Origin of the sequence: Vibrio genomosp. F10 str. 9ZD137, assembly GCF_049974785.1 — a bacterium.
In the GTDB taxonomy this organism is placed as follows: Bacteria; Pseudomonadota; Gammaproteobacteria; order Enterobacterales; family Vibrionaceae; genus Vibrio.
Genome location: NZ_JBNGCJ010000563.1, coordinates 1 through 6,371, shown reverse-complemented (window position 1 = coordinate 6,371; position 6,371 = coordinate 1). Strand labels below are relative to the sequence as shown.

The window sequence follows — 6,371 nt, the reverse complement described above, 5'->3', positions numbered from 1 at the left end:
CGCTCTTCCGATCTAAATACCGAGACTTGAGGCAAAGACTGACGGTAGATGCCTTTATCAAAACCGTCTGGGATGACCACATAGGCATAAATTCGGCTCTCTACCAGCGCGTCTTTTGCCTGACTGACATCTGAAAATTGTGTTTCAATCTTCAGAGTCGAAGACGCATCAAGCTGATGGCTCAAGCGTTTAGACATGGGACTATGAGCCAGATCCACGACACCAATAGGCAAATCGCGAGCGATGCCGGCAGAAAAGATTCCCCAGATGCACAGCGCTAAAGCAATCGGAATCCAAGATACACAGGCAAGCAGCCACTTGTCCTGTTTCAATATTTGATATTGTTGGCGAAGATACTGTTGGCGAATTAGAGCCATGCTAAATCCCTGTCAATATTGCTTAAAGTTCAACAACGAGGCTCATGCCCATGCGAAGTGATTCAGTGGAATCGGTAGGGCGTGCTTCAACTTCAAAGGTTCGCAAATCAAACCCTTGTGATGCATCCGTTGATCGCCAAGTAGCAAAATCGCCCATCACAGCGACATGCATGACGGTGAAAGAGATGGTTTTATCCAGCGCGGGTAGAAAGGCATCAAACTGCGTGCCTTTGGTAAAATGTTTGAGGTAATCTTCACGAACATTCAGGACCGCCCAAGCATCCTGGGTGTCAATAACGGTGACGACAGGAAAGCCTTGTGGCGCGAGTTCGCCACTTTGCAATAAGACCTGAGAGACTTCGCCATCAAACCAACTTTCAATCTGGGTGTCTGCGGCAAAGGCTTCGACTTCGGCAACGGCCCCAGCCGCCATTAAGACCTTCTCTGCTGCCGCGATCTTGGTTTCATCTCGAGCGCCTTCTTTGGTCAGTTGATACATTTGAAACGCGGCACTTTCCGTGTACTTGGCTGCTTGCCATTGGGTTTTTACTTCATCGCGTTTCTGTTCGGCAACCACACCGTCGTTAAATAAGTTGTTGATTCTTTGGTACGTCTTTTCAAGTAAATCTGCCGCCGACTTTGCTTTTAACCATTGGTCTTTGGACGCTTGAATTTGTTGTGTCCGAGCGCCGTTTTCAGCCTCAGATGCAAGTGCGCCAGCGGCTTTTTCCCCAGCTTTTGCCTGGGCGAGTTTGGCTTCGATTTCAGGGCTGTGAAGAGTGAAAATCAAATCACCTTGTGTCACCTTATCGCCTTTACGGACCAAAACTTCATTAATTCTTCCCGGAACCTTTGACGAAATGCTGTACTGCTGTGCTTCTATCATGCCTTGCAAGCGAATAGGTTTTGGCTGATAAGCTTGATAAAAGCTGAACCCAACCCAGGCAACAACACCAACGACCAAAGAAGACGCTAAAAGAGGTTTGAGAGATTTCATAATGATTCCTTGCTGGTCATAGTATAAGCGTTAGATTGATATTGGTGGTAAGTGTTCATTTCGCTGGTCAGTGCGAGTAACTTATTCAGTGAAACAAGGTAATGGAAACGCGCCGCCGATTGCTGAGTTTGAATGCTGGCTAAGTACAATTGTGCATCGACAACTTCAAGCGAGTTGGATAACCCTTGCACAAACGCCCGTTCACGAAGGTTCAAATTTTCAGTGGCTAAAGCAATACTCGATTCCAGCCCCAGAACTTCATCGATAGACTGTTGCGCTTCAAGGTAGGTCTTTTGCACCAGTACCGAAAGGTCTTCTCTTGCTTGTGCTTTGAGCGATCGGACCTGCTGAACCATGCTATTCGCGGCTTTGACTGTATGGCTTCGGCCTGACGATTCAATAAGTGGAATACTCACACCAACCCCCACCATCCAGTCGGGTTTCATTTGGCTGGCTAATGTGTCGTCTTCATGCAGGCTATAGTCGCCATAGAGATACACCTCTGGGTAGTACTTTCCTTTTTCCGCTTTAATTAAGCTACTCGCTTGCAGCTCTTTTGCATCAAGCAGTTCAAGGCCAGGGTAGGTGGCGAGTGTTTGGTCAATGAATATTTGCATGGGAGGAAGTTGTTGATTGATGAACAGTGCTTCCGAAGGCGTGACGATACTATTTTGAGCCAAAATCTTACTTAATGCGGATTGCGCAATATCTAAATTACTTTGTGCTTTGCGTGTATCGACTTTTGCTTTGTCAAAAGAGGCTTCAGCTTGCAACCGTTCTACCCGAGCGACCTGTCCTTGTTCTTCAAGCTTAATGGCAAAATCAAGGTGTTGTGAAAGTCCGCGCTCAACATCGGATCGCGTTTTTAGCACTTCTTTCGCCAGAACGACGGAAAAGTAGTATTTACTCAGATCTTCATAGCGAGCTTGCGTTTCCATTTTGTATTGGCTTTTTGCTTCTTCTGTTTGACCTCTTGCGGCTTGTTGTGCAGCAGTAATGCGGCCCCCAGTAAAGACGGGCCACACGGCCCGAATCGATGAGGTAAAAATATCTTGCTCAGTGACCGTGGTTTCAACCCCACCGAGAATAGGAAGCAAACTGGATAGCATGGCACCAGAGCTGCCACCAATGGATGGAAATGTTGTCGCTTCCGCCAGTTGTGACCCAGTAACGGTAACATCGTTGTCGAGACGCGTGTAATTTGCTCCTAAAGTAACGGAAGGGAGATTGAGGTTACCTTTTGCGTCTTGCAAATGCTGATGACTTTCTACATTTGAGCGTTGTGCTGCAAGCGAATGATTATTGTCTTGTAGCAGTTGCCACGCTTGATCGAACGTAATGGCAGCACTGTTTGCCGTGACAGAAAACACGCCGGCAGATAACACAATGATGGAATGTAAAAAGGTAGTTTTCATCTAGAACGCCAAATTTAGAGTAATAACTCTAATATACAGTATTCCGCAGAGAGTGCGATGCTTTTTTCATCTGTTTTGGTTCCAATAGATTGGCTTTATAGGCATTAATGAACCGATAAATTGGAAGGGTTACGCATTACAATGGGCTATGTAAAGGCCTTTTGCAATATCAAATCAACAGGTAGAGCAGTGATATGTCAATGGTTAACGTTCTATATTAGAAAGAGTATCAGGTGCATCATCAAGACGACACTCGTTAGTATAACCCTCATCTTAGAATACGGGGCTAAATTGGCTAATGACGTGCTCTTATGTGATGTTGAGGGATGTTGATAACGGCTAAAGTTTGAAGGGTATTCAGTGACTAACACACAAACGTAGCCAGCCATAAGAAGTAAAAGAGCGACAGTTATCGACTCTTCGACTTGAAGCAGGCTAACCCAAGCTAAAATTGCAAATACATTACTTAAAATCAGAGTCAATGAACGGTTAAGTTTCTCTATGCTTCTTCCCCACAACACTCCAGATAAAAAACTGAGAATAACAGCGCTGTACGTTACAAACAGAACATGGCCTTCTATGTTTACTAACTCTTTATCAGTAATGACAAGTCCTAACCCAAGACAAAAAGGAACAAGCCCTAGATACCCAAGCACCATCATGACTCTGTTCATTGTTATCATAACCTAGTTCCTAAAGTTGCTGTTCAATGGCTTGAGTGAGAGTGCTGTTGAGTGGTGAAGTCGTGCTCGGAAATGTTGCGATGACCTTACCTTCCTTATTGATTAAAAACTTATAAAAATTCCATTTTGGTGTCACCCCAGCTTGCTTTCGGATCTCAGTAAAAACTGGATTGGCACCTGTCCCCTTTAAAGTGCTTCTCGCCATCATCGGAAATGTGACACCATAATCGAGATAACAGACGTTGGCTGTTTGCTCTTCACTGCCTCTGTCTTGGCGAAAGTCATTGCTTGGGAACCCGATGACAGAAAACCCTTTGTCTTTGTAGGTTAGATGAAGCTGTTCTAATTCTTTATACTGCGGCGTAAATCCACATTGACTCGCGGTGTTGACAACCAGCAGTGCCTTACCTTTGAATGCATCACACAACTCAACGTCTTCGTTAGAATTGAGCAGACGCTGTTTGCCGATTAGGATCTCAGGGCAGGATTCAGCATGGGAAAAAGGACTGATTGCACCCAGCAGCAAAAATGTGATTATGAGAGTTTTCATCGCATCGATTCTTTTTTATTGTCAGTACTGATATGTACTAAAAACGGATAAAGATCGATCACTTGAAGGCGGTAAAGAAAAAGCCCGAGGGCATATCTGCTCTCGGGCTTTTCATAGTAATCAAATGTTCATTCGATTAAATCAGTGATTTATTGCATCACTTTTTTGTGTACAGCGTCTAGTTGCTGAAGCTTACCTTGTAGCATAAGTACGTTCTGGTTGAAGTTACCAGGGTTCAATACTTGGCTTTGTTGCATTGGGTAGCCAGGAATTGTTGACAAGAATGACTGAACTTCATTACCTACTGGTACAAATAGCCACATGTTGTCAGCCATCCAACGCATGTACAAACCTGATTCGTGTGGTGCTTTTTCGAACGGGTCAGCACGTAGGTGAACGATTGACGGCCAGTTAGTTTGGAAACGAACACCATCAGAGATGTTACCTTCCATGTGTGCGAACTGTACTTTAAAGTCGCCAGTACGAACCGCATCTAACTCAGCATTTGCAGAGAAGTACATCAGAGAGTCACGTGGCCCTTCTTCTGCTTTACCTTGGAAGAAAGGTAGGAAGTTATGGCCATCTAGGTGAACACGCCAATCTTTACCGTTGTAACGTGCGCCTTTGTCTGACTTAAGATTCTCAACCACTTTGTCATCACCGGCTGCGGCAAGAAGTGTTGGGATCCAGTCTTTGTGGCTCATCATGTCGTTGATTTTTGTACCTGGTTCGATAGTACCCGGCCAACGTACAAGTTGTGGTACGCGGAAACCGCCTTCCCAAGTTGTTCCTTTTTCACCGTGGAAGAAAGTCGCACCGCCATCAGGCCATGTTGCTGTTTCAGCGCCATTATCGGTCGAGTAGATGACGATGGTGTTGTCAGCAATTTTTAGTTCGTCAAGCTTATCTAGAAGAATACCAACATGGTCATCATGTTCCATCATACCGTCTGCATAGATGCTCACACCGGATACACCTTGGTATTTCTCTTGTAGACGAGTCCACACGTGCATACGAGTGGTGTTGTGCCAGATGAAGAAAGGCTTGTCGGCCTTAACCGCACGTTCCATGAAGTCTAATGATGCTTCTAGGAATTCTTCATCCGCGTTTTCCATACGCTTACGCGTCATAGGGCCGGTATCTTCAATCTTACCGTCAGCGGTTGATTTAATAACACCACGAGGCGCGTATTTAGCACGGAACTCTGGGTCTTTCGGGTAGTAATAAGTTTCTGGTTCTTCTTCTGCATTTAGGTGATAAAGGTTACCAAAGAATTCGTCAAAACCGTGTGCAGTTGGAAGGTGCTTATCTTGGTCACCCATGTGGTTCTTACCAAACTGAGCTGTCATGTAACCTTGCTCTTTTAGTAAGTCAGCAATCGTTGGAGCCCAATCAGGAATACCGTGATCAGAACCAGGCATACCGATAGTCAGCAAACCTGTACGGAACGGTTCTTGACCCGTTAAGAATGCTGCACGACCCGCTGTACAAGACTGTTGACCGTAATGATCAGTAAATAGAGCACCTTCGTTCGCAATACGATCGATATTTGGTGTGTCATAACCCATCATGCCATTGTTGTAAGCGCCAATGTTGAAAATACCAACATCGTCTCCCCAGATAGCAAGAATGTTTGGTTTTTCTGCTGCTACAACCGCTGAAGACGCAGCTAGTAAGCCAACACCCAGTGCCAATTGATTAATATTAGTACCCATAAGGACTCCGATTTTTCATTTAGATTAATGCGTTAAAGCAACGCATCGATGACAAAACATTAATATCAAAAAGCACGGCTGTCCTTTTATAGTGGTTATAACCAAACGTTATATTCACGGTTGACGTATTGAATGGTAGCCAACGATTGATGGTGGAAATGTTTTTTTTAAATAAAACTTGGAGATAGAACGTTCCCATTGAGTGGGATATGGCGTGTATAACCAATAGTTATAGAGCTTGTTAGTAAAATGTAGGCAGTTAGATTGAATGAAAGGAAGACCTATGAGCCATGCACGACAAGCGATACAACAACTTATCGAACACACGGAACAGAGTGTTATCGGCCAGAGCCATGTGATTCAGGCGCTGGTTATTGGGCTTTTGACCAACGGTCATGTGTTACTCGAAGGGCTTCCAGGAACGGCAAAAACGCGTTCTGTGAAATCACTCGCTAACTTATTGAACACCACGTTTGGTCGCATTCAATTTACTCCGGATTTGTTGCCGTCAGATGTCACGGGTACCGAAGTCTATCAAGACCTTGATGGTAAGCCTCAACTGCATTTTCAGGCAGGTCCTATTTTCAACAGCATCGTATTGGCCGATGAAGTCAACCGAGCGCCAGCCAAAGTC

At 44.9% G+C, this 6,371-nt stretch carries 7 protein-coding genes; 1 reads left to right on the top strand and 6 read right to left on the bottom strand.

Features of this window, described 5'->3' with window-relative positions:
- From ACP45E_RS13740 to ACP45E_RS13715, 6 genes are all read right to left on the bottom strand, one after another.
- The coding region (locus tag ACP45E_RS13740) for an ABC transporter permease (RefSeq protein WP_141707339.1) at positions 1 to 377 on the bottom strand (377 nt) is incomplete at its 3' end.
- A gap of 22 nt (positions 378 to 399) precedes the next feature.
- Positions 400 to 1,374 (bottom strand): HlyD family secretion protein, encoded by a 975-nt coding sequence (locus ACP45E_RS13735; RefSeq protein ID WP_017037844.1) that lies wholly within the window; start codon positions 1,372 to 1,374, stop codon positions 400 to 402.
- Positions 1,371 to 2,789, bottom strand: a complete 1,419-nt coding sequence (locus tag ACP45E_RS13730; RefSeq protein ID WP_017037845.1) for a TolC family protein — start codon at positions 2,787 to 2,789, stop codon at positions 1,371 to 1,373. Before ACP45E_RS13730 ends, ACP45E_RS13735 begins: the two co-directional genes overlap by 4 nt.
- A gap of 212 nt (positions 2,790 to 3,001) precedes the next feature.
- Entirely contained in the window at positions 3,002 to 3,472 is a 471-nt protein-coding gene (locus ACP45E_RS13725) for a DUF3429 domain-containing protein (RefSeq protein WP_017033887.1), read from the bottom strand.
- A gap of 10 nt (positions 3,473 to 3,482) precedes the next feature.
- Positions 3,483 to 4,022 (bottom strand): glutathione peroxidase, encoded by a 540-nt coding sequence (locus ACP45E_RS13720; RefSeq protein WP_017033886.1) that lies wholly within the window; start codon positions 4,020 to 4,022, stop codon positions 3,483 to 3,485.
- Between the two features lie 149 nt (positions 4,023 to 4,171).
- Entirely contained in the window at positions 4,172 to 5,737 is a 1,566-nt protein-coding gene (locus ACP45E_RS13715; RefSeq protein WP_017033885.1) for an arylsulfatase, read from the bottom strand.
- A 283-nt stretch (positions 5,738 to 6,020) separates the two neighbouring features.
- Here ACP45E_RS13715 and ACP45E_RS13710 point away from each other — a divergent pair.
- The coding region (locus ACP45E_RS13710; protein ID WP_158008384.1) for an AAA family ATPase at positions 6,021 to 6,371 on the top strand (351 nt) is incomplete at its 3' end.

Coding starts and splice junctions, on each gene's coding strand:
- ACP45E_RS13720 (WP_017033886.1), bottom strand. CDS start 4,022: ATGAAAACTCTCATAATCACATTTTTGCTGCTGGGTGCAATCAGTCCT.
- ACP45E_RS13730 (WP_017037845.1), bottom strand. CDS start 2,789: ATGAAAACTACCTTTTTACATTCCATCATTGTGTTATCTGCCGGCGTG.
- ACP45E_RS13715 (WP_017033885.1), bottom strand. CDS start 5,737: ATGGGTACTAATATTAATCAATTGGCACTGGGTGTTGGCTTACTAGCT.
- ACP45E_RS13725 (WP_017033887.1), bottom strand. CDS start 3,472: ATGATAACAATGAACAGAGTCATGATGGTGCTTGGGTATCTAGGGCTT.
- ACP45E_RS13735 (WP_017037844.1), bottom strand. CDS start 1,374: ATGAAATCTCTCAAACCTCTTTTAGCGTCTTCTTTGGTCGTTGGTGTT.